The 24,687-nt window shown below is 56.2% G+C and carries 28 protein-coding genes, 1 other RNA gene and 1 pseudogene; 23 read left to right on the top strand and 7 right to left on the bottom strand.

All coding sequences use genetic code 11. The annotated features are described in order from the left end of the window. Positions 1-11 precede the first annotated feature (11 nt). The 13 genes and pseudogenes from EZJ17_RS01110 to EZJ17_RS01050 all read left to right on the top strand — a co-directional run bounded on the left by EZJ17_RS01110 (position 12) and on the right by EZJ17_RS01050 (position 11,258). Positions 12-647: a DUF4376 domain-containing protein gene (locus EZJ17_RS01110; protein ID WP_151085943.1), complete on the top strand. Its 636-nt coding sequence runs from the start codon at positions 12-14 to the stop codon at positions 645-647. Continuing rightward, positions 644-1,129 (top strand): hypothetical protein, encoded by a 486-nt coding sequence (locus tag EZJ17_RS01105; protein WP_151085941.1) that lies wholly within the window; start codon positions 644-646, stop codon positions 1,127-1,129. Before EZJ17_RS01110 ends, EZJ17_RS01105 begins: the two co-directional genes overlap by 4 nt. Positions 1,130-1,295: 166 nt before the next feature. Continuing rightward, positions 1,296-1,478, top strand: a complete 183-nt coding sequence (locus EZJ17_RS01100; protein WP_151085938.1) for a Com family DNA-binding transcriptional regulator — start codon at positions 1,296-1,298, stop codon at positions 1,476-1,478. Further along, the gene (locus EZJ17_RS01095; RefSeq protein ID WP_151085936.1) at positions 1,447-2,259 is read left to right on the top strand and encodes a DNA adenine methylase; all 813 of its coding nucleotides are present in this window, start codon (positions 1,447-1,449) and stop codon (positions 2,257-2,259) included. The genes EZJ17_RS01100 and EZJ17_RS01095 overlap by 32 nt, the downstream gene beginning before the upstream one ends. Positions 2,260-2,748: 489 nt before the next feature. Further along, positions 2,749-3,516, top strand: coding sequence for a sulfite exporter TauE/SafE family protein (locus EZJ17_RS01090; protein ID WP_067440373.1), 768 nt, complete (start codon positions 2,749-2,751; stop codon positions 3,514-3,516). A 133-nt stretch (positions 3,517-3,649) separates the two neighbouring features. Further along, positions 3,650-4,222: an aminoacyl-tRNA hydrolase gene (gene pth / locus EZJ17_RS01085; RefSeq protein WP_067440370.1), complete on the top strand. Its 573-nt coding sequence runs from the start codon at positions 3,650-3,652 to the stop codon at positions 4,220-4,222. Between the two features lie 151 nt (positions 4,223-4,373). Further along, a complete protein-coding gene (locus tag EZJ17_RS01080; protein WP_067440367.1) occupies positions 4,374-5,531 on the top strand; it encodes a DUF1176 domain-containing protein in 1,158 nt (385 codons plus the stop codon). 78 nt (positions 5,532-5,609) lie between these two features. Continuing rightward, positions 5,610-5,893: pseudogene (locus EZJ17_RS10490) on the top strand (3-octaprenyl-4-hydroxybenzoate decarboxylase); the annotation flags it as partial. Positions 5,894-6,176: 283 nt separating this feature from the next. Continuing rightward, the gene (locus EZJ17_RS01070) at positions 6,177-6,578 is read left to right on the top strand and encodes a hypothetical protein (RefSeq protein WP_067440366.1); all 402 of its coding nucleotides are present in this window, start codon (positions 6,177-6,179) and stop codon (positions 6,576-6,578) included. A 197-nt stretch (positions 6,579-6,775) separates the two neighbouring features. Then, a complete protein-coding gene (locus EZJ17_RS01065) occupies positions 6,776-8,293 on the top strand; it encodes an ABC transporter permease/substrate-binding protein (protein ID WP_067444158.1) in 1,518 nt (505 codons plus the stop codon). Positions 8,294-8,399: 106 nt separating this feature from the next. Next, positions 8,400-9,290: an SDR family oxidoreductase gene (locus tag EZJ17_RS01060; RefSeq protein WP_067440359.1), complete on the top strand. Its 891-nt coding sequence runs from the start codon at positions 8,400-8,402 to the stop codon at positions 9,288-9,290. 159 nt (positions 9,291-9,449) lie between these two features. Beyond that, positions 9,450-10,424 carry a serine hydrolase domain-containing protein gene (locus tag EZJ17_RS01055; RefSeq protein WP_067440357.1) on the top strand — a complete coding sequence of 325 codons (975 nt, stop codon included), beginning with the start codon at positions 9,450-9,452 and terminating at the stop codon, positions 10,422-10,424. Between the two features lie 3 nt (positions 10,425-10,427). Next, on the top strand, positions 10,428-11,258 hold the full coding sequence (locus EZJ17_RS01050; RefSeq protein WP_067440353.1) for an ABC transporter ATP-binding protein: 831 nt from the start codon (positions 10,428-10,430) through the stop codon (positions 11,256-11,258). A gap of 88 nt (positions 11,259-11,346) precedes the next feature. Here the strand turns inward: EZJ17_RS01050 and EZJ17_RS01045 are convergent, their stop codons facing one another. Next, complete coding sequence (locus EZJ17_RS01045; RefSeq protein WP_067440352.1) at positions 11,347-12,468, bottom strand: NADH-dependent flavin oxidoreductase; 1,122 nt, start codon at positions 12,466-12,468, stop codon at positions 11,347-11,349. A gap of 405 nt (positions 12,469-12,873) precedes the next feature. Here EZJ17_RS01045 and EZJ17_RS01040 point away from each other — a divergent pair, with 405 nt between their 5' ends. The 5 genes from EZJ17_RS01040 (at position 12,874) to EZJ17_RS01020 (ending at position 16,991) form a co-directional block, all read left to right on the top strand. Continuing rightward, complete coding sequence (locus EZJ17_RS01040) at positions 12,874-13,680, top strand: class I SAM-dependent methyltransferase (RefSeq protein ID WP_067440349.1); 807 nt, start codon at positions 12,874-12,876, stop codon at positions 13,678-13,680. Between the two features lie 191 nt (positions 13,681-13,871). Next, complete coding sequence (locus tag EZJ17_RS01035; protein ID WP_067440344.1) at positions 13,872-14,414, top strand: 5' nucleotidase, NT5C type; 543 nt, start codon at positions 13,872-13,874, stop codon at positions 14,412-14,414. A 416-nt stretch (positions 14,415-14,830) separates the two neighbouring features. Continuing rightward, entirely contained in the window at positions 14,831-16,216 is a 1,386-nt protein-coding gene (locus EZJ17_RS01030) for a Na+/H+ antiporter family protein (protein WP_067444156.1), read from the top strand. Beyond that, positions 16,216-16,440: a SlyX family protein gene (locus EZJ17_RS01025; protein ID WP_067440339.1), complete on the top strand. Its 225-nt coding sequence runs from the start codon at positions 16,216-16,218 to the stop codon at positions 16,438-16,440. Before EZJ17_RS01030 ends, EZJ17_RS01025 begins: the two co-directional genes overlap by 1 nt. 128 nt (positions 16,441-16,568) lie before the next feature. Continuing rightward, entirely contained in the window at positions 16,569-16,991 is a 423-nt protein-coding gene (locus EZJ17_RS01020) for a hypothetical protein (RefSeq protein ID WP_067440335.1), read from the top strand. 281 nt (positions 16,992-17,272) lie between these two features. Here the strand turns inward: EZJ17_RS01020 and ssrA are convergent. The 6 genes from ssrA to EZJ17_RS00990 form a co-directional block, all read right to left on the bottom strand. Continuing rightward, positions 17,273-17,635: a transfer-messenger RNA gene (gene ssrA, locus EZJ17_RS01015) on the bottom strand. A 280-nt stretch (positions 17,636-17,915) separates the two neighbouring features. Then, on the bottom strand, positions 17,916-18,272 hold the full coding sequence (rplT, locus tag EZJ17_RS01010) for a 50S ribosomal protein L20 (protein ID WP_023888029.1): 357 nt from the start codon (positions 18,270-18,272) through the stop codon (positions 17,916-17,918). A 13-nt stretch (positions 18,273-18,285) separates the two neighbouring features. Next, entirely contained in the window at positions 18,286-18,483 is a 198-nt protein-coding gene (gene rpmI, locus EZJ17_RS01005) for a 50S ribosomal protein L35 (protein WP_067440333.1), read from the bottom strand. A 150-nt stretch (positions 18,484-18,633) separates the two neighbouring features. Beyond that, positions 18,634-19,155, bottom strand: a complete 522-nt coding sequence (infC, locus tag EZJ17_RS01000) for a translation initiation factor IF-3 (protein ID WP_082880675.1) — start codon at positions 19,153-19,155, stop codon at positions 18,634-18,636. 16 nt (positions 19,156-19,171) lie between these two features. Then, positions 19,172-19,429, bottom strand: coding sequence for a hypothetical protein (locus tag EZJ17_RS00995; RefSeq protein WP_151085934.1), 258 nt, complete (start codon positions 19,427-19,429; stop codon positions 19,172-19,174). Between the two features lie 25 nt (positions 19,430-19,454). Then, entirely contained in the window at positions 19,455-19,967 is a 513-nt protein-coding gene (locus EZJ17_RS00990) for an O-acetyl-ADP-ribose deacetylase (protein WP_067440331.1), read from the bottom strand. Positions 19,968-20,246: 279 nt separating this feature from the next. On the opposite strand from EZJ17_RS00990, the gene EZJ17_RS00985 reads away from it, so the two are divergent. The 5 genes from EZJ17_RS00985 (at position 20,247) to ribF (ending at position 24,686) form a co-directional block, all read left to right on the top strand. Continuing rightward, positions 20,247-22,454: a primosomal protein N' gene (locus EZJ17_RS00985; protein ID WP_067444154.1), complete on the top strand. Its 2,208-nt coding sequence runs from the start codon at positions 20,247-20,249 to the stop codon at positions 22,452-22,454. 205 nt (positions 22,455-22,659) lie between these two features. Beyond that, positions 22,660-22,977 carry a hypothetical protein gene (locus EZJ17_RS00980; protein WP_067444152.1) on the top strand — a complete coding sequence of 106 codons (318 nt, stop codon included), beginning with the start codon at positions 22,660-22,662 and terminating at the stop codon, positions 22,975-22,977. A 73-nt stretch (positions 22,978-23,050) separates the two neighbouring features. After that, complete coding sequence (locus tag EZJ17_RS00975) at positions 23,051-23,356, top strand: hypothetical protein (protein WP_067440321.1); 306 nt, start codon at positions 23,051-23,053, stop codon at positions 23,354-23,356. After that, positions 23,357-23,578 carry a hypothetical protein gene (locus EZJ17_RS00970; RefSeq protein ID WP_067444150.1) on the top strand — a complete coding sequence of 74 codons (222 nt, stop codon included), beginning with the start codon at positions 23,357-23,359 and terminating at the stop codon, positions 23,576-23,578. A 172-nt stretch (positions 23,579-23,750) separates the two neighbouring features. Then, a complete protein-coding gene (ribF, locus tag EZJ17_RS00965; RefSeq protein WP_151085932.1) occupies positions 23,751-24,686 on the top strand; it encodes a bifunctional riboflavin kinase/FAD synthetase in 936 nt (311 codons plus the stop codon). Position 24,687 lies beyond the last annotated feature (1 nt).

The raw sequence follows: 24,687 nt of genomic DNA, 5'->3' as shown, positions 1-24,687 counted from the left end.
GGAGATAACTCATGACACTGTATTACTCACAATCCAGCGGCGGTTTTTATGACAGCACCATCCACAGCAGGCTACCTGAAGATGCGGTAGCCATCAGCCCCGAGCAGCACGCGGCACTGCTATCCGGCCAGTCCGCCGGGCAAGTGATTATGCCGGGCAAAGACGGCAAGCCCGTGCTAGCCGAGCAGCCGCCTTGCCCATCCAGCACTTGGGACGGCGAGCAATGGCACATCGACCCCGAGTGCGCCGCCCGGCTCAAAGCCGAGCAGCAGGATGAAATGTGGGAGCGCATCAAGGCCAAGCGCTACGACAACCTGCGGCACGGGGTGTTTGTCAAAAGCGTGGGCAAGTGGTTTTACACCAACGATGAGAGCCGAACCCAATACATCCTGCTGCGCACCATGAAAACGCTACCGCCGAATCTGAAGTGGAAAACGATGGAAAACGATTTTGTCCTCATGACCCGCGAACTGCTGGATGAAATGACTACGCAGATGGTAGTGGATGAGCAGGCGGATTTTGCCAATGCCGAACGCCATAGAGCCGCCATGCTCAAAGCCGAAAACCCGCTGGAATACGATTATTCAGACGGCTGGACAGCCAACTACGAACAGGCCGCCGCCGAACTTGAGGAGGCTGAAAAATGAACCGGCAACAAATCTATCTCGCTCTATACAAAGGTCGTCGGGACGGCTCCGGCTGGCGCGTGTGGCCGGCGCGGTTTACCGACTGGTTCACGCGCAAACTCACCCGCGGCCAGTATAGCCATGCCGAGATTGTGGTGCGCGCGCATCCGCAGGCATCAGTTTATACCTGTTACTCCGCCTCCATCCGCGATAAAGGCGTGCGCTGCAAAGTGATGCCGCTGCCGGCGGCCAAATGGGATTTGATCCCGCTGCCCTCTACCCCGGAGGCACACGAGCAGCTGCAGCGGGTATGGACGGCCACCGAGGGGCAGGGCTACGACCTGATGGGCGCATTGGGTATCGCCTTCGGACTGCCGCAAAACCGCCGCCGCTGGTTCTGCTCCGAGTGGTGCGCCACCGCGTTGAGGCTGCCTGAAAGCTGGCGCTGGTCGCCTAACGACCTCGCCGCCATTGTGCCCACACTATATAAGGGGGAGGCATAAAAATACCCGCCACAGGGGCGGGTATACGCAATAAGTAGGACGGCGGCGCGGCCGGTGTTTGCCCACCAAACCGCGCCAGCCACGCAGACTAGACCTGCATGACCCAAGGCCGCCACCTCTAGAGGCGGGCGGATTCTAACATACCGGTAATGTGGGAGCTGCAAAAATGCAATATCGTTGCAAAAACTGCAATAAGCTGTTGGCCAAAGGCGAGGGTGAGCTGGAAATCAAATGCCCGCGCTGCAAATCGGTCAACCAATTTGGTTCTTTAACAACCCGGAGTGCCTGTGAGCGCCAAACTTCAAGGAACAAGCATCATGGGCAACATCAATCCCGTCAGTCCGCTTAGGGGCTGGCTGGGCGGCAAATACCGCCTGGTCGGTACCATCATTCCGCTAATCCCGTCAGACCATACCTGCTACGCCGAAGTGTTCGGCGGTGCGGCATGGGTGCTGTTCAAAAAGCCGCCATCCAAAGTGGAGGCCATCAACGACATCAACGCCGATGTCATCAACCTATATAGGTGTGTTCAAAACCACCTGCCCGAGCTGCTGCGGCAGGCCGAATACCTGTTGCCCAGCCGCGATGAGTATTGCCGGCTGCAGCATTGCAATCCCTCCACCCTGACCGACATCCAGCGTGCGGTGCGCTTCCTCTATCTGCACCGCATGGGTTTCGGCGGTAAGGTAGCCGAGTTCTGCTGCGCTGCCACCAGCACCCGCCCGCCCAAATTCCGCGCCGACCGGTTGGCCGAGGAGCTGCAACACAGCCACCGCCGCCTGCAGGGTGTGATGCTGGAGCGGCTCAACTACGATGACTTCATCGCCCGCTACGACAAACCCGGCACCTTCTTTTACATCGACCCGCCGTATTGGGACTGTGAGACGATGTACGGCAAAGGCATCTTTGCTAAGGCTGACTTCGAACGGCTGGCCGAGCAGCTACGCCACATCAAAGGGCGCTTCCTGCTGTCGATTAACGACGTACCTCCCATTAGGGAGATTTTCACCGGCTTCCAGTTTAAAGAGGTCAGCCTGCGCTACAGCATCAATAAGGAGATTACTACCGAGGCTGACGAGCTGTTGATTGCCAACTACCCCATCACCACGGAGCAGGCGAAGTCAGCTTGATGTAAAAAATCCCACCAAGTAAGGTGGGATTTGTAACGTTGTTGCACAGGGTGCAATAATATCAGGACTGATTTATCGCGCCGGAGTGGGGATATTTATCGCGCGCGGCTTCAATAAATAATCACAATCTAATTGGCGGGCTGGCTTCCCGTCTGCTGGCACAACTGAACGGAGCGCGGTTTTTCGGGGGGAAAGGGCTTGCATGTTCGAAGCGGCGCAGCCGCAAGTTGCAGCTAATCCAATTTCTCTTTGCGCCCGAAAAACCGTGTGCAGTGAGGGAAGTTTGGCGAAGCCAAATCTGTGCTCGCAGTCGCCTTTCTTTGCTTCCTTTCTTTGGCGAAGCAAAGAAAGGAAGTGCCCGCGCGGGCATAAAGCGCAAGAATAAATAGAGCGCAAATATAAAAACTACCTGAGAATGCTTATTTCGAAAATTCAAACCAAACGGCAGCGTCGCAACGCCGCCCTGCCCCATCATCAACGGAGAAACCCATGGAACTTCCCTTTATCCTGCTGCTCATCACCGGCTTTTTGGCCGGGCTGATGGATGCGGCCGTTGGCGGCGGCGGGCTGTTGCAGCTGCCCGCGCTGTTCGGCGTACTGCCACCCGCCACGCCCGTGCCCACTGTACTGGGCACCAACAAGGCCGCTTCGTTCGCCGGCACCTTCACCGCCGCCGGCCAGTTTGCCCGCCGCCTGAGGCTGCCATGGAAAATGCTGCTGCCCGCCGGCGTGCTGGCCTTTGCCGCATCGTTTGCTGGTGCGAAGCTAGTGGCCTATGTGCCGGTGCAATACATGAAACCGGCCATGTTGGTCATTATGGTGGCGATGTTTGTGTACACCTTCTTCCGCAAAGATTTGGGGCAAACCGAGCGCACCCGCGCGCTCACGCGGGGCGAAATGCTGCTGGGCACGGCGTTTGGCGCGGCCATCGGCTTTTATGACGGCCTGTTCGGCCCGGGCACGGGCAGCCTGCTGGCCTTCGTGTTCGTGCGCTTTTTTGCCTACGATTTCCTCACCGCCACCGCCTGCGCCAAGGTAATCAACCTGATGACCAATCTGGCCGCACTGAGCTTTTTCATCCCCAGCCAACATGTGCTGTGGCACTGGGCGTTGCCGCTGGCGGCGGCCAACCTAAGCGGCGGCTTCTGCGGCGCACGGCTGGCGGTGCTCGGCGGCAGCCGCTGGCTACGTTATGGTTTTATGGCGCTGCTGTGTCTCTTAATCGGCAACTTCGCCCGCCAGCTGTGGTCAGCCTAAGAGATAGCTGAAACAATTATTTTCCCCTACAAGACAACAAGTCGCAGACAGTACGGAAGTACGGCAAGACGAACCAATGCAGTAGCGAAAGTGAAGTTAATCCGCTATGCCTGAAATCCAATAAGGAAACCCCATGCCCATCAAACTCATCGTCGGCCTCGGCAACCCTGGCACCGAATACGAAGACACCCGCCACAACGCCGGCTTCTGGCTGCTGGACGAACTCGCCCGCAAATGGCAGGCCCGCTGGCAAGACGATAAAAAATTCTTCGGCAGCCATGCCCGCAGTACGCAGAGTGAAGGCGAAATCCGCCTGCTCAAACCGCAAACCTATATGAACCTCTCCGGCCAATCCGTACAGGCACTCGCCGCCTTTTATAAAATCAAACCCCAAGAAATCCTCGTAATCCACGACGAACTCGACCTCGAGCCCGGCCGCATCAAATTCAAGCTCGGCGGCGGTAACGGCGGCCACAATGGCCTCAAAGACATCCAAGCTCGCCTCGGCACACCCGACTTCTACCGCCTGCGCCTAGGCATCGGCCACCCCGGCGATCGCAACGAAGTAGTGAATTATGTGCTGAAAAAACCCCGCTCCGAAGACCGAGACCTCATCAACCAAGCCATCATCAAATCCATCCACGCCCTGCCCGACATCCTCATCGGTAAAATCGAAGCCGTCCAACGAATGCTGCATAGCAAATAGCGGCGCAGTATACCTGAACGAATAAAGGCTACCTGAAAAATTAGCGCAGTACGCAAACCAATCCACCCGACCAAACCAATCTTTTCAGGTAGCCTTAACCTTTGCACCCCCCATCCCTCATCTCGGCCATCCCCCCCCTAAGGAGATTACAATGTTGCGTCATTCACTATGGTTGCTACTGTTGCTCGGCAGTAAGCTGGCCGCTGCGCCTATTCAAGGTTTCTACACCACGCAGGGCGATTGGGAGCTGGCCTGCGACAACACTGGCACGTGCCGTGCCGCAGGCTATGCCAACGAAGAAGACTCTCACGGGCTGCCGGTTTCCCTGCTGCTGCAACGCGCCGCCGGCGAGCGGGCTGTCGTGTCTAGCCATCTGCAAATTAGTTATCAAGATAATTTGGCTCGGCAGCAAACCGTAACTGAGTTACGTATCGACAACCACACAGTTGGCCGAGTTGTATTCACTGATCAGGGTGAAGGTGTAACCAAATTACCTGCCTCGCAAACGCAAGCTCTGTTGGCAGCCTTAAAACGCCGAACTGCCATCAGCCTACACACAACAAACGGCACGGTATGGCGGCTGTCGGCCAATGGTGCCACTGCCATTTTGCGCCGCATGGATGCGTTCCAACGCCGCAACGGCACTCCCTCTGCTCTCATCAACCCCGGCCACAGCCGCCGCCCCGTGTTGCAGCCGCAACCCTTACCGATAATCCATGCCGCAGCTGTACCGGAAATGCCACGCATTCAGCCAAATAGTGCGCTGGCAAATAGTAATAGCCCGTCTATGCCGATGGTGCGCGTATTAAAACGCCATACCCCGCGATACCGTGCATTGGTGCAAAAACTGCGTCGTTTGCCGCAGGCAAAATTCTGCGAGTTTGTTGATTCACCAGAGGAGACCCCAAAAATCGAAGCCTACCGCTTGAGTGGCGGCCATATACTGATACGAGCCGACTGTATGCATACGGCTTCGAACGGTGTAACCCAATTTGTTACAGTAACCAACAGGGATTTCTCACGAATCGAATCAATACTTGGCAATAAAATTAACGAAAGTTATAGATATGACGGCATCATATCCAACAACTGGAAAGAACGCGGTTTCGGCGATTGTTGGGGGCATGAAAACTGGATTTGGAACGGCAGAAAATTTAGCCTGACTTATTCCGCCACCGATCAAATGTGCCGTGGATTTGCCGGCGGTGCGTGGACAATGCCCACCTTCATCTCCCTGCCCACCGGCACGCCTGCAGCCGAAAAAAGAGCGGAGTGGATTAGGGAGTGGCTGAAAGAATATGCCGACTGAACTCTCCTCAATCATCCCAAAGCTATATATCATTTTCAGGTAGCCTTTAAATGAGATAACCTACACGACTTTATCTTCATGCTTGAGCAGTAGAGCAAACTCAAGCATTTCGCCCATCCCGTTTCCCTGCATTTGGAAATGGCTGAAATCGCCGACCGCGTGCTGCGCGCCGAAAGGTTGGTGTTGCTGTTTGAAAACTCGATTAAGCCCGACGCACACCCAAACGCGTGGCGACGGGCATGGGTGCGGACAGCGTGTCCAAGTTGCGCGAAATCGGGAAGATACTGGCGTATCTGAAAGAACCCGAGCCGCCCAAGGGCATCAAAGACGCGTTTTCCAAACTGCCACTGTTGAAAGACATTTAGAGCATGGCATCGAATGTGGTGAAAATGCCCCCATCGACTATCTCGACTTCGCCAGCCCTGTCAGCGGACTCGGCGGCAAAATGGGCTTGGACGCGACCAACAAATGGCCGGGAGAAACCGACCGCGAATGGGGACGGGTAATCAAAAAAGACCCTGCGGTTATGGCTAAGATTGATGAGATTTGGGGAGAATTGGGGTTGTAAGAAACTGAATCTTGCCGGGCATTTGGGGACTTTTCAGGTAGCCTTTGCCATGCTGATGGCTCGGCTTGGGAAATAAAATGAACAATAACGAATTGATTGAACAAATCAAAAATCCACAAACCCCGCTGCGGAACAAAATCCCACTGATTTTAGACCTTGCCGAACAACGCAATCGTGAAATCTACCCGTTGATTTTGGCCGCACTAGACAGCACGGAATATGCCAAAGTTCGCGGTACGCTGATTTATGCATTGGCAAACTATCCGGCGAAGCCTTTGTTTGAGAAAGCTATTTGCTGGCTGATTGACGGCAATTTCGAAATGGCGCATGAAGCAGTGGGTATTCTCGACAAAATTGCAAAAATAGAAGGCACGCGTGCAGACAAAGCATATGCCGCCCTCACTACCGCGTTGGACAATCCTGCCAACGAAACATGGCGCGTTGAGCTGTTGGGAGAGGTGCTGGGGATGTTTGAATAGCAGGCATAGAAAAACGCATAGATAGAGCTTCAACCGTCTTACAAAGGCTACCTGAAAATATGAAAAAGCAGCCTGCACTTGGTAAATTCAAAGTGCAGGCTGCTTTTCCCACCTCCGCCTTCACACCGCCATTCCTTGCCACACGCCAAAAACCCCTATACCATTCAACCCACTAACCATCAACACGGCCAAACCCCATGCCCACATCCCTCCCCTTCTCCCCCGCCGAACTCTGGCAAATGCTGCTTACGCATTTATGGCTTTCCGGACTGGCTTTGCTCGCGGCAGTGGTAATTGCCGTGTCCGCCGCCGTGTTGTTTGCGCGCAGGCGGCGGGCGGCGGAGGCGGTATTGCAGTTCACCAATATATTGCAAACCATCCCGTCTTTGGCACTGCTAGGTTTGCTGATTCCGTTTGTCGGCATTGGATCACCGCCCGTCTTGATTGCGCTCACGTTATACGCGCTGTTGCCGATTTTTCAAAATACCTATTTGGGGCTGACCCAAATCGACCAATCGATTCAAGATGCGTACACCGCATTCGGGCTATCGCGCTGGCAATCATTGTGGCGGATTGAGCTACCGATGGCGTTGCCTGCCATGATTTCTGGCATCCGCACGGCGGCAGTGCTGATTGTCGGCACGGCAACACTGGCGGCGTTAATCGGCGCAGGCGGCTTGGGTAACCTGATTTTGCTCGGCATCGACCGCAACAACATGACGATGACGTTTACCGGCGCATTGCTCTCCGCGTTACTGGCTGTCGGCGTAAGCGGAATTATCAGGCTGTTGCAGAAATCGCGACGCAAGTTGCCGATTATTCTTGCATTGGCTGTGGGCTTCGGCGCACTCGGTCTGTCGCAGATTTCATTTACGCCTGCCACAAAAAACGTGGTAGTTGCCGGCAAAATGGGTAGCGAGCCGGATATTCTGATTAACATGTATAAATTATTAATTGAACGTGAAAATCCGAATATCAGAGTTACAGTCAAACCCAATTTCGGCAAAACCACCTTCCTGTTCAACGCGCTGAACAGCGGCGAAATCGACATTTACCCCGAATTCACCGGCACAGTGCTGGAAACCTTGGTGCAAGTGCCGCCCGAACAAAAGAGCCGCCGCCTGTCGCCCGATAAAACCTATCGACTGGGCAAACAATTGTTGGCGGAACAATATCAGCTGGAGTTTCTACCACCGATGTCTTATCAGAACACTTACGCGTTGGCGGTCAAAGAAAGCTACGGCGCGGCGCACCAACTGAATGCCATCAGCGACTTAAAGCAGGTAGCGCCCGATATCCGAGCAGGTTTCTCACTGGAGTTTACCGACCGGGCGGACGGCTACAAAGGCATGCAGGCAGCCGGTATCACGCTAAAACATATTGTTAGCTTGGAACCAGCCTTACGCTATACGGCATTGTTGAATGACAAAATCGACCTAGTCGAAGCCTTTTCCACCGATGCAGAATTGAAACAATATCAATTGCGCCTGCTGAAAGACGATATTTCTCTGTTTCCGGCCTATCAGGGCGCACCGCTGATGAAAGCCGAATTTGCTGCGAAGAATCCGCAAATCGTGGCTGTGCTGAACCGATTGGCCGGCAAAATCAGCGAAGAAGAAATGAGCGAGATGAACTACCGCGTGAAAGTGCAAGGCGAAAGCGCGGAAAACGTGGCTCGGGATTATTTGGAGAAAAATGGGTTGTTGGCGAAGTGAAATAAGCAGCAGGCTACCTGAGACCCAAAAAGCAGCCTGCACATGGCTTGCCAGAAACCCTGCAAACGGCAAAGCTATCCCTTTTAAAACGCATAAGGAAAACAACATGAACCTCGCCATCACCGGCGCCAGCGGCCACATCGGCGGCATGGTCGCCCGCCACCTCAGCGCACGCGGTTTGCCGCTGATTCTGCCGCTGCGCAACCCCACCAAAGTGCCCGATTTGCCCGCTTGCGAAGCGCGCCCCTTTGCCTACGGCGATTTCGAACTGGCCCGGCAGGCGTTAAGCGGCGTGGATGTGCTCTTTATGGTGTCCGCTGCCGAAAGCCCGACGCGCGAGCAGGAACACCTGACCTTGGTGCGCGCGGCAGCGGCGGCGGGCGTACAGCATTTGGTGTATCTATCCTTCGCCGGTGCCAGCGCCAGCAGCACCTTCACCCTGGCGCGCACCCACGCCGCGACCGAAGCTGCCATCCAGCAAACCGCCATGCGCTACACCTTCCTGCGCGACAACTTTTACAGCGAAGCGATGGCGACGTTTGCCAATGCCGACGGCATCATCGCCGGACCTGCGGGCGATGGCCGTGTTGCCTGCGTCTCGCAGCAGGATGTGGCGCAAGCGGCGGCCAACATCCTCGCCGCCATCGTCTCCGGTGACGACCGCCACCACAACCGCAGCTACACCCTTACTGGCAGCGAAGCGCTGACCTTCGCTGACATCGCCGCCATTCTCAGCGACATCACCGGCAAACCGCACCGCTACCACAACCAAACCCTTGCAGAAGCCTTCGCCAGCCGCGAACGTGACTACCCCGACACGCCCGCCTGGCAAATCGAAGCCTGGGTATCCACCTACACCGCGATCGCAGGCGGCGAACTCGCCACTGTTTCAGACGACCTGCCGCAACTATTGGGCCGCGCACCACGCCGTTTTGCCGAAGTGGTTAAAAGCATATTTATCAAGGGAAATACAAATGACGAAAGCAGAGATTCTTGAAAAAGAGATACGCTTTACGTTTCCATGGTCAATTATCACGCCAAACTCAATAGTGAGTCTATTTGCTATTTTTAACCACGTTAGGCAGTTACAACTGATAACTTTCAAAAATATCAGCAAATACGTTTTGGCTGCGGCCACATAATTAAAGAGGTTCTTATGGATAACACCATTCTCAGCAACAAGAAAATTCACCAAGCGACCGTGCTGGCCTGTCGCGGCGAACAAAAACTTGCGGAACTATCAAAGGGCGGGATGACCTGCGATTCCCCTTTTGCCATTGCCAGCATCTCGAAGCTCTATACCCATGCGATGACCTTTGCGATGATAGATAAACGGCTGCTTGCCTACACATCACGGCTTGTTGATTTGCTGCCGGCGGATAAAGTCGGCTGTTTACCCAATGCCAAAGAAGTCACTGTGCGACACCTGATTGATCAGACTTCCGGTTTTGCCAACCATGAATTGGATAAATTGCCGAACGGCACCGTATTATTTAAGGAAATATTGCATCAGGATCGCGCAGTGAGCGTTGTGGAGTCGCTGCGGTTGGTGGCTGCATTGCCGCCGAAGGGTAAACCGGGCAGTCGTGCTTACTATGCCGACATCAATGCGTTGTTACTGGGCGAAATCTGCCAAACTCTCACCGGCAAAACCTTGCCTGCATTATTGGCAGAAATTATTTGCCAACCGCTTGGTCTTAAAAACACGCATTACTGCACAGCTAACGAAAATAATATTACGCCTATTTATAATGGTTCCCACGCTGCCTTTTGGCTCAGATATCTATCAGCGCAAATGGCGCAAGGCGGTATTGTTGCGACCAATCATGAATTGATGCAATTTTTGCAGGCCTTTATGAAAGGCCAACTATTTTCCAAAAATCACCTTACAAATCCGAACTTTCGCCGCATACAATTCATACCGCTGAAATACGGCAGCGGCATGATGCAACTCAAAATTCCGCGCATATTATCGCCATTTGTTCCGGCTCCGGAAATCATCGGCCATAATGGCAGTAGCGGCAGTTTTGCCTTTTATTGCCCGTCGAAGAATATCTTTATTACCGGCACTATTAATCAGATTCAACACCGACCCTTTGCCGTCATCTATCGCACCATCAATAAGGTTTAGTCAATGACCCCGCCGCCTGAATTAACCCTGCTGATTGAATTCAAAAACGTCAGCAAACACTACGACAGCCATGCCGCCGTGAGCGAACTGAACCTCACCATCCACCAGGGCGAATTCTTCGTGCTGGTGGGCGGCTCCGGCAGCGGCAAATCTACCACCCTGCGCATGATTAACGCGCTAATTGAACCGACCGATGGCAACGTTTATCTGCACGGCAAACGGATTAAAGACTACGACATCCGCCAGCTCCGCCACCAAATTGGTTACGTATTACAGCAAATCGCGCTCTTTCCCACTATGACTGTGGCGGAAAACATCGAACTCATGCCAGACGTACTGGGCTGGCCGAAAGCAGAACGCAAAACGCGTGTGAATGAATTGTTGGAGCTGGTGGAACTTGACCCTGCACACTACCGCGACCGCTATCCGCACGAACTTTCCGGCGGCGAACAGCAGCGCATCGGCATTTTGCGCGCCATTGCCGCCAAGCCCCAAGTGCTGCTGATGGATGAACCGTTTTCCGCGCTCGACCCACTGGTGCGCACCGTGCTGCAAGACCAAATTGCTATGATTCACCAAAAATTTGGCACCACTATCGTTTTCGTTACCCACGATATGCAGGAAGCAGCGAAACTTGCATGCCGTATCGGTGTAATGCATAACGGCAAACTGGTACAAATCGGTACGCCCGAAGAAATCAAAAAGCAGCCTGCAAACGATTACGTGCAATCGTTGTTTTCCGCCGCCGACACGCCCGATGCCGAACGCATCATCAACCAATTCCTGCGGCTGGACCAACAAGGGCAGGAGGCGGTGAGACGGGCGTTGCTTTGATGCGGGGTTGAGGCTACCTGAAAACCTAAAAAGCAGCCTGCACTTTAATGTGCAGGCTGCTTTTTCATGTTCAGACCGTCTAAAACACTCAAATATCCACAATCTGCCGTTCCATCCCTTTCACCGGCGGCAGCCACGGCGAGTTGGTCAGGCAGCGTTGCCACAGCGCGTCGGGCAGGCGGTAGTGGTCGGCGCGGTCGGGGTCAAGGTCGGTTTGGATGTTGGTATCGCGGTTTTCGCGCAGCAAATCGGCCAAATCGGGGTTAATCAGCACGGTTTTTCCCAACGCGATGAACTCCGCCCAGCCGGTGTTAAACGCTTTGGCGATGTCGCTACCGGTGTAAAGGTTGCCCACGCCGATTAAGGGCAGGCGGCCAGCAATGCGCTCGTGCAGCAGTTCCATGCGGGCGCGGTTAGTGTCTGCGCCGCGTCGGGCGTGTTTGTAGAAGTCCCACAGCGAAACGTGCAGATATTGCAGCGGTTTTTGCACCAGCGCGTCCACGAGTGCGAAAGTTTCCGCCATGGTAATGCCGTGTTCACCAGGCTCTTCGGGCGAGAAACGGTAGCCCAAGATGAACTCTGGTTTGGCGTGCGCTTTGACGGCGGCGGCCACCGCATCGACCACGGCCAGCGGGAAGCGCAGGCGGTTGTGCAGGCTGCCACCCCATTCGTCGGTGCGGCGGTTGGTTTGGGCGGACACGAATTGTTGCAGCAGATAGCCGTTTGCACCATGGATTTCCACACCGTCAAATCCGGCCTGCACCGCGAGGGTGGCGGCATTGGCATAGGCGGCGATGAGCTGCTCGATTTCGGCGGTGGTCATTTCGCGCGCACCCGTGGCTTCATCGGCGGACGGGGCGACGGTGTCACCGCAGAGTTCTTTGAGGGCGGATTTGCCGCCGTGATGGATTTGCAGGATGGCTTTCGCGCCTTGCGTTTGGGCGATTTGGGCAACTTCGCGCAAGCTGGGCAGGTCGTCCTCATTTATGGCGTAGGGTTGGCCTTCAAAGGCTTTGCCGTTTGCCTGCACCAACGTGGCGGCGGCGATAAACAGGCCGAAACCGTTGAAGCGGTTTTGCAAAAACGTGCGCTCTTGGTCGGTAATATGGCCGTTTTCATCGGAGGAAAAATGGGTCAAGGGGGCGACGGCGAGGCGGTTGGGAACAGTGGCACCGTTGTTGAAGGTGTAGGGCTGGAAGACGGGGTTCATGTTGGATTCCTTTCGGGGTGTGAGTTTCAGGTAGCCTGAAGCGGCAGGTGTATTCGGTATACGCACAGTTGCCACATCAGCAACACTTTGCTAGTTGGGCGGTTTGGCTTGGTTTTCAAGCAGAACGGCTACCTAAAAACTCTGCGGAGAGCAGCCAGCATTCTTCCCCAATATAGCCAACGCACTTATTGCTTCAGCCTATCTGGATAGGCGGCCTTGGGGCTTTCAGGTAGCCTTTCACATCATCTCAAGCTGCTTATTCGGGTGTACAATCTATTCTGCAAGATTCTCATTTCTATTTAGTCCAACAGGCTACCTGAAAGCAGAGCTGCAACCCAGTTTCTATACAGCTCAAATCTCCGTTTAAGGAAACGCCTGCAGGCAGCCCAGTTCAGGAGAGATGCTATGCTAAAAATCCAAAACGCCGTCAGCGAAACCCTGCTGATTCCGCTCTACATGAAATACCTCGATGCACAGCAAAGCCGGCCGATACTGAACGACCTCGCCGCCCTGCGCCTTGTGCCGCAAATCGACTACGACTTCGCCCGATTCCGCACTGCCCGCAACAGCCGCGTAGGCACAGCCCTGCGCGCCCGCTACTTCGACCAAGTGGCCGCCGACTTCATCCGCCGATACCCAGAAGGCATCGTTGCCATCCTCGGCTGCGGGCTCGACAGCCGCCGCGAGCGGCTCGGCAGTACCGCCGACCATACCCCTTTCTACCAGCTCGACCTGCCCGACGTCATCGCCCTGCGCGAAACACTGCTGCCGCCGCAAGCCAACGAAACCCTCATCCCCGCCTCCGCATTCGACACTGACTGGATGGAACAGCTGCGCCAAAGCCACCCCGCCGCCCCCGTGTTCTTTATCCTCGAAGGCGTGCTGATGTATTTTGCCGAAGCCCAAGTGCGCGAACTGTTCCAACAGCTTGCCCAACGCTTCCGCGGCGAAATCGCCTTCGACGTGGCCGGCACGTTTATGGTGAAGCATTCCGACCAACACGACGCCCTCAAACACGCCCGCGCCCGCTTCGATTTCGCCTGCGACGACGACCGTCAAATGGAAAGCTGGGCCGCCAACCTCCATCTCGTGTCCGCCAAACGCATGACCGATTTCCCCGAAGCCAAAGACATCGGCCTCAACTACTGGCTCATGCGCCTATTTCCTAAAATCCGCCATGCCTATCGATTGCTGCACTACCGGATTGATTAGGGCAAACAGAACAAAGGCTACCTGAAATTTCAGGTAGCCTTTTCAGCCCAACAGACAATGCCACAAATTCAGGCAACCAGGCATTAGCGTTTGAAAATTAACAGCCCAAACCTAGATGCCCGATAAAACCTTATAATCGAGCTACTAACTTTTCAGCCAGTCTCATCCCAACACACCACAGAAAGTCCGCCATGCTCATCCTGCTCGACCAAGACAATGTGCTCGCCGACTTTAAAAGCGGATTCCGCCGCCATTGGCGCGGCCGCTTCGGCGAAGACGCGCCGATAGAAGGCAAAGAACACATTTTCTACATCCGCGACCGCCTACCCGAGCACCTGCGCCCGCACGCAGCCGAGCTCTACGGCGCAGTCGGGTTTTTCGAAAGCCTGCCGTCCATGCCCGGCGCAGTGGAAGCTGCCCACGCCCTTTTGGCTGCCGGCCACGACGTGCGCATCTGTACCGCGCCGGTCAACCAATACCGCTACTGCGCCGGCGAGAAAATCGCCTGGGTGGAACAACACTTGGGCGCAGGATGGACACGGCGCGTGATTATCGCCAAAGACAAAACCTGGGTGCGCGGCGACATCCTCATCGACGACAAACCGACTATCGAAGGCAGCCTGCCGCCCCTGTGGCAACACCGCCTCTACGATGCGCCACATAACCGCCACCTGAACGTACCGCGCATTGTATGGACACAGCCGGAAACCTGGGCTGATTTGCTGGATAATTGATGCCGCCGACTTAAGGCTACCTGAAAAATGAGCGCAACTGTTTTTCAGGTAGCCTTTCTTATTCAGATGGCATGCCACTCTGCCCCCCGGCCGATAATTCTCTCTCTCCCGATTTGCCACACCCAACACTCAAACTCCGCTTATGCAGAAACTACTTTCCTGCTTTTCAGGTAGCCTTCACTATTCTGCTGAATCGGCGGGGAAATTTATTCACAGCCAATCAATCTGCCTGTTGCCTGCCGCTTTTTCCGTTGTTATACTCATTTCCCGATTAATGAAATAAATCTGCGGCCAACGTCCATCCGGCCACAAAGCTAAAGCGCTTATTTCTCCACATCGGGCAATAAACGGAGAAATTGGGCTTTGGCTTTTGCTTTTGGCGGATGTGGATTAGGCGCAGGAAAGGAGAAAGCAAAATGAATGCCGTAGTGTTGGCTGTGCTGGTGATGCTGATTTTGTCGGCGGCACGGGTACACGTTGTGTTGAGCCTGGTTATCGGCGCATTTGTGGGCGGCCTGGCCGCCGGGTTGCCGCTAGCGGATATTACCGACCCAGCCACTCATGAAGTCATCACCAAAGGCGTGATTACCCATTTCCAAAGCGGCTTGGCCGGCGGTGCGAAGATTGCGCTCTCCTATGCCATGCTCGGTGCATTTGCCATGGCGATTGCCCACTCCGGCCTGCCCTATCAGCTGGCTGGTATGGTGGTGCGCAAAATGGGCGGCAATGCCAGCCGCGACCAAATCCCTTCCGGCGTAAACGGCCTGAAATGGGGGCTGATTGGTGCGCTCTTACTGATGAGCGTTATGAGCCAAAACATCATCCCGATCCACATCGCCTTCATCCCGATGGTGGTGCCGCCGCTTTTGCTCGTATTCAACCGCATGCAAATCGACCGCCGACTGCTGGCCTGCGTGATCACCTTTGGTTTGGTGACCACCTATATGTTCCTGCCCTATGGCTTTGGCGCGATTTTCTTAAACCAAATCTTGTTGGCCAACATCCAAAAAGCTGGCATGAGCGTGCAGGGCATCAACGTGATGGAAGCCATGGCGATTCCCGCCGCCGGTATGTTCACCGGCCTGCTACTCGCCTTCATTCACTACCGCAAACCGCGCCACTACACCAACAATCAGGTGGATTGGAGCTCCGAACAGGCTGCGGCCAACGCGCCGAAAATTTCTACCTACCGCAGTGTGGTGGCCGTGGTGGCGATTGTGGCTTCCTTTGTGGTGCAGCTGGTGTATAGCGATGCGCTGCTCTTAGGCGCAATGGTCGGCTTCGGCGTATTCATGGCCACCGGCGTGGTGCGCCGCCGCGAAGTGGATGTCGTATTCGATAGTGGCCTGCGCATGATGGCGATGATCGGCTTCATCATGATTGCCGCCCAGGGCTTCGCTGAAGTGATGCAGGCCACTGGCCAGATTAAACCCCTGGTCGACACCAGCACCAGCCTGTTTGCCGGCAACAAAAGCATGGCCGCGTTGGTTATGCTCGCCGTCGGCTTATTGGTAACCATGGGCATCGGCAGCTCCTTCTCCACCCTGCCCATCATTGCCGCCATTTACGTTCCCCTGTGCGCCAGCATGGGCTTCTCACCGATGGCCACCGTAGCCATCATCGGCACCGCCGGCGCGTTGGGTGATGCCGGATCGCCCGCTTCCGATTCCACCCTCGGCCCCACCTCCGGCCTGAACGTAGACGGCCAGCACGACCACATCTACGATTCGGTTATCCCCACCTTCCTCCACTACAACCTGCCACTGATGGCCGCAGGCTGGGTGGCCGCCATGGTGCTGTGATGACGCATAACGACACCGAAGCGCGGCTGGCCGAGCTGGAAATTCAGGTAGCCCTGCAAAACGACCTGCTCGACAGCCTGAACGACACCGTCGCCCGCTTGCAGCAATCCTTAGATTTGCAACAAGCCCAGCTGCGCCTGCTCTACGGCCGTTTGCAAGAAAAAGATGGAAGCGGCGCCAACCAAGCCTTTAATCCCGCCGCCGAAATCCCGCCGCATTATTAAAGGCCAAGCGTGTATCAACCAAGAGGCTACCTGAAAAACATAAAACGTTTTCAGGTAGCCTCTTGCCAACTTGCCCATTCCTTTTTTTATCATTCCGCCTTTCATTTCCACCATGAAGAAAGCACATCATGCCCACCCGAATCTCTATCGGCCGCACCACCATCCTTGCCTGCCTCATTTACCTCACCGACGGCTGTGCCAGCCTAGACACACGTATGAAACGCTTTGTTGGCAGACCCATCGATGCCGTTATCAAATCCTATGGCGGCGAACCCACAGAAGGTGGAGTCAAATCGGGAAACAACCGCTATGCCTACCTCTGGCGCTACACTTATATTTCCTACGGCGGCCGTGAATACGAAGGCAGCAGCCCAAACGGCCCCATCATTACCAACTACTATAGCGATGTCTGCTACGGCCAAAACCACGACCGCATCTTCTACACTGATAACCAAGGCATCATCGTGGATTATTACTGGCAAAACAGTAACAAATGGCGCGTGAATTGCCGCACTCACCAAATCGGGCGGTATTTCCATAAATCTCTGTAATCAGCCACATCCTTGAAACCACATTAATACGTTTGGCATAAAGGAAACGGTTTAGCCACAGCGAGCCCTTATCAAATAGTGGGAAAATGAGAATGGAACAAAGCGGCAGGCAGCAGCCAGTACGCTCAGGCGAGCCAACGCAACAGCATTCTTAGTTGAATTCACTATAAATCAAGGCTACCTGAAACTTTCAGGTAGCCTTTCTACACTGCCAACACATTTCAAGCACACAAAAAACAGCAGCCCGAAGGCTGCCCAAACAAGTTTTACGAAAGGAAATCTGGTGGAGGCGGGGGGAATCGAACCCCCGTCCGAAAGTCCTCTACAAAGCGCTCTACATACTTAGTCTTGCCAACTTAGAATCTCACCCCCATTCCGCCGACAGACAGGCTGTTTGGGAGCTAGTTACCTTAAATCTCATTTCCCGCCAAGTAACCCGACGGGAAACCAGTCAATGTAGAATGACGTTGCGGTAGCTTACGCTACACAGCCCATTGACCAACTGCTGCAACGGCAGGCCTTAGGCGGCCAATGCGAAAGTTTCGTCGTTTGCGACTATTTAAATTCAGTGTTTTACGGGAAATCTGAGACCCCGGTATGCCCGCATCTGCTTCGCAACCCCCGTCGAAACCAAGGTCGCCCCCAGATAAAGGAAGGTGGATTATACGCTGCCGGCCGGCTTTGGACAATTCGTTTTGCCGGCTTCCCCCTAAAGGCTACCTGAAAGCGCAACTTCAACGAGATGAACCGACGTCTTGGCGCAGCCAAAGCCTGATTTCTGCAAAGCTAAAGCGTTGGCTTCAGCTAGCGGATCGATGACTTGGCGTGGCCAAGGTTGAGTTGCTGCCCAACCTTCTTCTAGCATTTAATTTCCGCACAATAAAAAATCGGCCGGAAGATTCCGGCCGATTTTCCAATTAGGCATTAAGCCAAAGCGGCTTTGGCTTTTTCAACCAGCTGAGCGAAAGCAGCTTTGTCGAATACAGCCAAGTCGGCCAATACTTTGCGATCCAGCTCGATAGCAGCGCGTTTCAGGCCGTTCATGAATTTGCTGTAAGACAGGCCGTGCTGGCGGGCACCGGCGTTGATACGGGCAATCCACAGTTGACGGAACTGGCGTTTGCGCTGACGGCGGTCGCGGTAGGCATATTGGCCTGCCTTCATCACCGCCTGTTTGGCAACGCGGTAGACGTTTTTACGACGGCCGCGATAGCCTTTGGCCAAAACTAATACTTTTTTATGACGGGCACGTGCGGTTACACCGCGTTTTACGCGTGGCATATTTCAGACTCCTTTAAGCGTAGGGCAACATTTTGTGAACAGAAGCCACGTCGCGCTCGTTCACCATAGCGGTGCTGCGCAGCTGGCGTTTGTTCTTAGTGGTTTTCTTGGTGAGGATGTGGCGTTTGAACGCATGAGCGCGTTTGATGCCACCGTTGCCCAGCACTTTGAAGCGTTTCTTCGCACTGGATTTGGTTTTCATTTTAGGCATGGGAAAACTCCATTGGTTTATCGGATTAGGCATCGGGAGGCTGCCTGCAACAGGCAGCGCTTAATACCCGAAACCACGGTTTTATGCCGCACACACAACATTGAAGCCGTTTCCCGCGTGCGGCGGAGCGGAAAACGGCGAATTATACGGTTACTTCTTCTTGGGTGCAACCATCATCACCATCTGGCGGCCTTCCATTTTCGGAAACTGCTCCACAGCGGCCACCTCGGCCAAATCGGCCTTCACACGCTCCAGAAGCTGCGCGCCCAAGTGCTGGTGCGCCATTTCGCGGCCGCGGAAACGCAGGGTGATTTTTACTTTGTCGCCATCGGCCAAGAAGCGGGTAACGTTGCGCATTTTGATTTGATAATCGCCTTCGTCGGTGCCGGGGCGGAATTTGATTTCCTTAATCTGCACCTGCTTCTGCTTTTTCTTGGCTTCGTCGCGTTTTTTCGACTGCTCGTATTTATATTTGCCGTAGTCCATCAGCTTGCAGACAGGCGGTTTGGCAGTGGGGGAAATCTCCACCAAATCCACATCTTGTTCTTCGGCCATGGCCAGGGCTTCTTTCACGGTTACGATGCCGAGCTGCTCGCCCGTGCCGCTGATTAAACGCACTTCTTTGGCGTGGATTTCGCCGTTAATCCGTGCTTCGCGTTCTTGTGCGATGATGAATCTCCTATTAAGGTTAGTCTTCTGGTGGTGCGCTTTGGCGCACCTGTTGTTCAGATAGCCTTAGGTGATAACGCTGTTCAACCCGGCTACCAAAACACTGTATTTTATCAAAAACCGCTGCGCTTGGCGCAATGCGCCCGCGATTATAGCAAGTTTCGCCATAAATACACCAAAAACCTGCATTTAGCCACCAAAAACGATACTTCCCGCCAACAATCCAAGCAATCCGTGTTGGCGATACACCCGATTTTGCCTGCTTACTGCCAAACATGCGCTGCGTATCCGCCCGAATTTTTTCAGGTAGCCTCCAGCAATCGCCGGTATAGTGCCGCATCTTGCTGCGAAAAACAGCAAAACACTACGCGCTCTATCTGCGGGCATTGCGGCAGCGTTTCGCGCACCGTCCTCACCGCAATTTCCGCTGCGTCGTACGCAGGGTAGCCATACACGCCGGTACTGATACAGGGAAAAGCAATGCTTTGCGCACCCTGTTCGGCAGCCAGGCGCAACGAATTGGCATAGGCTGCGGCCAGCAGCTCCGCTTCGCCATGTTGCCCGCCGCGCCATACCGGGCCGACGGTGTGCACCACCCAACGCGCCGGCAGCCGGTAGCCCCGTGTGATTTTGGCCTCCCCGGTGCGGCAGCCGCCCAGCTGGCGACACTCGGCCAACAGCTCCGAACCAGCGGCGCAGTGTATCGCACCATCCACTCCGCCGCCGCCCAATAGCGAAGAATTGGCGGCATTGACTATTGCGTCCACCGCCAGCGTGGTGATATCGGCTTGGCATACTTCCAAAGTGGCAGTCATATCGGTTTCCTTAGTTTTAAATGAGAGGCTACCTGAAATTGCTTCAGCCTTGCCGTAGTCTATTTTGCTGCGTTGCGGCAAAAGTTTTCAGGTAGCCTGATTCTCCGTTGGTACAATATGTCTAGTTTACTGCCCACACTATCCAAAGGCTACCTGAAACCATGCTGCCGTTTTCACCATACCAACGCGTTAGCTCCGTAGAGAAGTGCGCTTTCAGGTAGCCCTTCCTGTTTCAGGTACAATACCCACCGTCTCCTTATTCATTCACTCCCAACCGCCGTGCCCTACTGCCAAGTTGCTCTCAATGTTCCGCTCGACACGCTCTTCACCTACCGTGCCGACCGTATTCCCGCGCCCGGCACCCGCGTGGCTGTGCCGTTTCGCGGTAAAACCGTGGCCGGCATCGTGTGGGGCGCGTGCGAAGAACCGGAAATCAGCCCGGCCAAAATCCGCCCGCTTGAGCAAGTGTTTGAACACGAGCCGCCGCTGCCCGCCGCTTGGCGTGAACTGATTGAATTTACTGCCCGTTATTATCACCACCCCATCGGCCAAACCGCCTTCACCGCCCTGCCCGCCGGCCTGCGCGAAGCCAAGCCCTGCCCACCGCCCCAGCCGGAAACCTATTTTTCGCTCACCGATTTGGGGCGGCAACAGCCCGCGCCACCGCCGCACCATCGCCGCAAGGCCGCGCTGTGGCAATCGCTGTTGGAGAGCCCGGTGAGCCAAAGCGCCGCCCGCACTATCGCGCCGCAGGCCACCATCCAGCTGGCAAGCTGGCAGGCGCAGGGCTGGCTGACAGCCGAAACCAGCACTCTGCCCACCCATATACCGATTCCGCCCTCGTCCGTGCCGCTCAACCCCGAGCAGCAGGCCGCGGCCGATGCGGTGGCGCAGGCGCAGGGTTTTGCCCCCTTCCTGCTGCACGGCATCACCGGCAGCGGCAAAACCGAAACCTATTTTGAGGCCATGGCCGCCGCGCTCTTGGCGGGCAAACAGGTGTTGTTCCTGCTGCCTGAAATCAGCCTCACGCCGCAACTCATCGCCCGTTTGCAACAGCGCTTTGCCGACGTGCCGACTGCTGTGCTGCACAGCCAAACCGCCGCCGGCGAGCGCACCCAAGGCTACCTGAAAGCCATGTGCGGCCAGGTGCGGCTGGTAGTGGGCACCAGGCTGGCGGTGTTTACGCCGCTGCCGGATTTGGGGCTGATTGTGGTGGACGAAGAACACGATTCCTCGTTCAAGCAAGACAGCGAACTGCGCTACCACGCCCGCGATTTGGCCGTGTGGCGCGCACGGCAGGCCAGCTGCCCGATTGTGCTCGGCAGCGCCACGCCCGCGCTGGAAAGCTGGCACAAGGCGCAAAGCGGCGGCTACCGCCTGCTCAGCCTGCCACAACGCGCCCGCGCTGCCGCCCGCCTGCCCGAAATCCGCCTGATCGACATCCGCCGCGAGCCATTGGACCAAGGCTTCAGCCCGGCCGCTTTCAAGCTGTTGCAGCAAAATCACGCTGCCGGCGGCATGAGCATGGTATACCTCAATCGGCGCGGCTTCGCCCCCGCCCTCTTCTGCGGCGACTGCGGCCACACCTTCGGCTGCCCGCACTGCTCCGCCAAGCTGGTGCTGCACCAGCGCGCGCGCCAGCTACGCTGCCACCACTGTGGCCTGGCGGTGCCGATTCCGAAAAAATGCCCCGACTGCGGCAACCAAGACCTCACCGCCGTGGGCATCGGCACGCAGCGGGTGGAAGAAGCCCTGCGCGCGCAACTGCCCGAGGCTAAAATCGAACGGGTAGACCGCGACAGCGTCGCCCGCAAAGGCGACTGGCAGCGGCTCTACCAGCGCATCGCCGCCAACGGCGTGGATATTTTGGTGGGCACGCAGATGCTGGTCAAAGGCCACGATTTCGCCCGCCTGAATTTGGTGCTGGTGCTCAATGCCGACGGCAGCCTCTACAGCGCCGACTTCCGCGCCCCCGAGCGGCTGTTTGCCGAGCTGATGCAGGTGGCCGGCCGCGCCGGGCGTGCTGAGCTGCCCGGCCGCGTGTTCATCCAAACCCGCCTGCCGGAGCATCGCGTGTATCAAACGCTGCTGCGGCAAAACTATGCCGACTTCGCCGCCGGCGAGTTGGCCGAGCGCGAAAGTTTCGATATGCCGCCCTTCGCCCATACCGCCGCCATCCGTGCCGATGCCGCCAATATGGGCGATGCGCTGGAATTATTGCGCCTGGCTGCCGAATGGGTGGCACAACAAAGGCAAAGGCTACCTGAAAGCGCAGAAACCGAAGCCGCGGAAGTGCTCTGCCTCGGCCCCGTGCCCATGCTGCTGGCCAAACTCGCCGGCCGCGAACGCGCCCAAGTGTTTCTGGAAAGCCCCAGCCGCAAATCGCTGCACCGGCAGGTTTCCCTCTGGCAGCAAGCCCTCGCCGTGCTGGCACGGCAGTTTGCCGCGGCCAGATGGTCGGTGGATATCGATCCATTGGAAATGTGAGCTGCAAATATTCGGTTTGCAACACCACGCATTCACAAAAGGCTACCTGAAAAACATCCTGCCCTCTCAATGGAATATTTTTCAGGTAGCCTTCTTCCGCCCGAACGTTCCGCTCTAAATCACTCCGCCTATAGACAATTCCCCCGCCAAACGGCACAATGCGGCTTCGTTCCCTCATTCATCATATTTCAAAAGGAAACCACAAATGAAAAAATACCTATTTGCCACCGCCGTATTAGCCGCTGTTGCTGCTCCTGCCGCCCAAGCCAAAACCCTGCAGCAAATGCGCAATGAATTCGTGAGCGCTTGCACCCAATCTGCCACCTCCCAAGGCAGCACCCTGAACCAGCAAATGGCTCGCACCCTTTGCTCCTGCACCTTCGACGAAACCGGCAAACAATATGGCACTCGCTGGAAAGCCGCGCTGGATGCCTACGACCGCACCGGCAACGATCCACAGTTTGAAAGCCGCATGAAACGCAACACCGAAGTGTGCGTAAACCGCCACATCAAACGCCGCTAACCGGCCACACAGGCAGCCCGCTGTTTTGCAGGCTGCCTAATTTTTATCCTTCACTCATCCACATCAAAATACCATGTTGAAAAAACTCATCCCCGCCCTATTCCTGCTCGCCCTCATCCCCGGCGCCGGCGCCAATGGCTCCACCTACAGCCCGCGCGATTTGTTTATCAGCCGCTGCACCGGCGAAACCGCAGCCGCCGGCATTTCCCGCCAATCAGCCGCCGATATCTGCGCCTGCACTTTCAATCAAATCAGCAGCCGGTATGGCAGCAACTGGCCGCAAACCCTCACCAGCCAAGACATCAGCAATAAGTCCGAACTCACCAGCTTCATCGACACCGCCACCCGGCAATGCGTCACTCGCCATATGCCCCGCTAAATGCGGAATGATTCAAAACCCACTTTATCAGTTAGTCTTCACCAGCCAATACGCGAAGCCTCCTACACCTGTGCATACGTCGTCGCCGCCTACGGCACGCTCACCCCCGAACACACCAAACTCCTCACCCAATTCTTCCACCGCCACCACAGCCAATTCGCCAAAGCCCCCTTCGCCATGAAATGGGCACTCCTGATCTGGAATACCGAAACCGCCGCATAACCACCGGACAACAGAAAGGCTACCTGAAAACCTTCGCTACAACGCCGTGCAAACAAACACACGCGTTCCCGCCAAGCCAAAGTTTCAGGTAGCCTTCTCCCGCCCGCACCACACCGGATGCTTTAATCCGCCCTTCCCGCTACAATAGCCCCTTTTCCCCACCCCGCCCGCCATGAACATCCGCTTCGGCAACACCGTATTCCGCCCGCACCCGCACGGCAGCGCCGTGACCATCGGCAATTTCGACGGCGTCCACCTCGGCCACCGCCACATCCTCGAGCGCCTGCGCCATGAAGCCGACGAGCGCAGCCTCGCCGCCGTAGCCATCGTATTCGAACCCCAGCCGCAAGAGTTTTTCAGCCGGCAGCGTGGCGCGGAAAAACCCTTCCGCCTCAGCCCCCTGCGCGAAAAGCTGCGCCTTCTGCGCGACACCGGCTGCCTCGATGCCGTATGGGTGCTGCGTTTCAACGCCGGCCTCGCCGCCGTATCCGCCGCTGATTTCATCCAACACCTGCTCATCGAACAGCTGCATACCCGCCACCTGCTCATCGGCGATGACTTCCGCTTCGGCGCCGGCCGCCAAGGCGACTTCAGCCTCCTCAACCGCTGCCCCCATTTCACCACCGAGCGCACCCCCTCCGTGATGGTGCAAGACGTGCGCGCCAGCAGCACCCTCGTGCGCCAAGCCCTCAGCGAAGGCCGCCTCGGCTACGCCGCAAGCCTGCTCGGCCACCCCTATTCCCTCAGCGGCCGCGTGAAACACGGCGCCAAGCTCGGCCGCACCATCGGCTGCCCCACCGCCAACCTCCACCTCCCCGCACCGCTACCCCTCTGCGGCGTATTCGTCATCTCCGCCCACGGCGCATTCGGCACACGCTACGGCGTGGCCAGCTTCGGCCAAAACCCCACTGTATCCAGCCTGCCCACGCAAAAACTGGAAGCCCACCTTTTCGACTTTGCCGGCCAACTCTACGGCCAACGCCTGCGCATCGACTTCCTGCACAAACTGCGCGACGAAGCCAAATTCCCCGACCTGCCCGAGCTGCAAGCACAAATCGCCGCCGACATTACCCGCGCCCGCGATTGGCTGGCGCAACACCAGCGATAGG

This window comes from Eikenella exigua, from assembly GCF_008805035.1.
Lineage (GTDB): Bacteria > Pseudomonadota > Gammaproteobacteria > Burkholderiales > Neisseriaceae > Eikenella > Eikenella exigua.
This window is presented reverse-complemented; position numbering and strand designations above follow the sequence as displayed.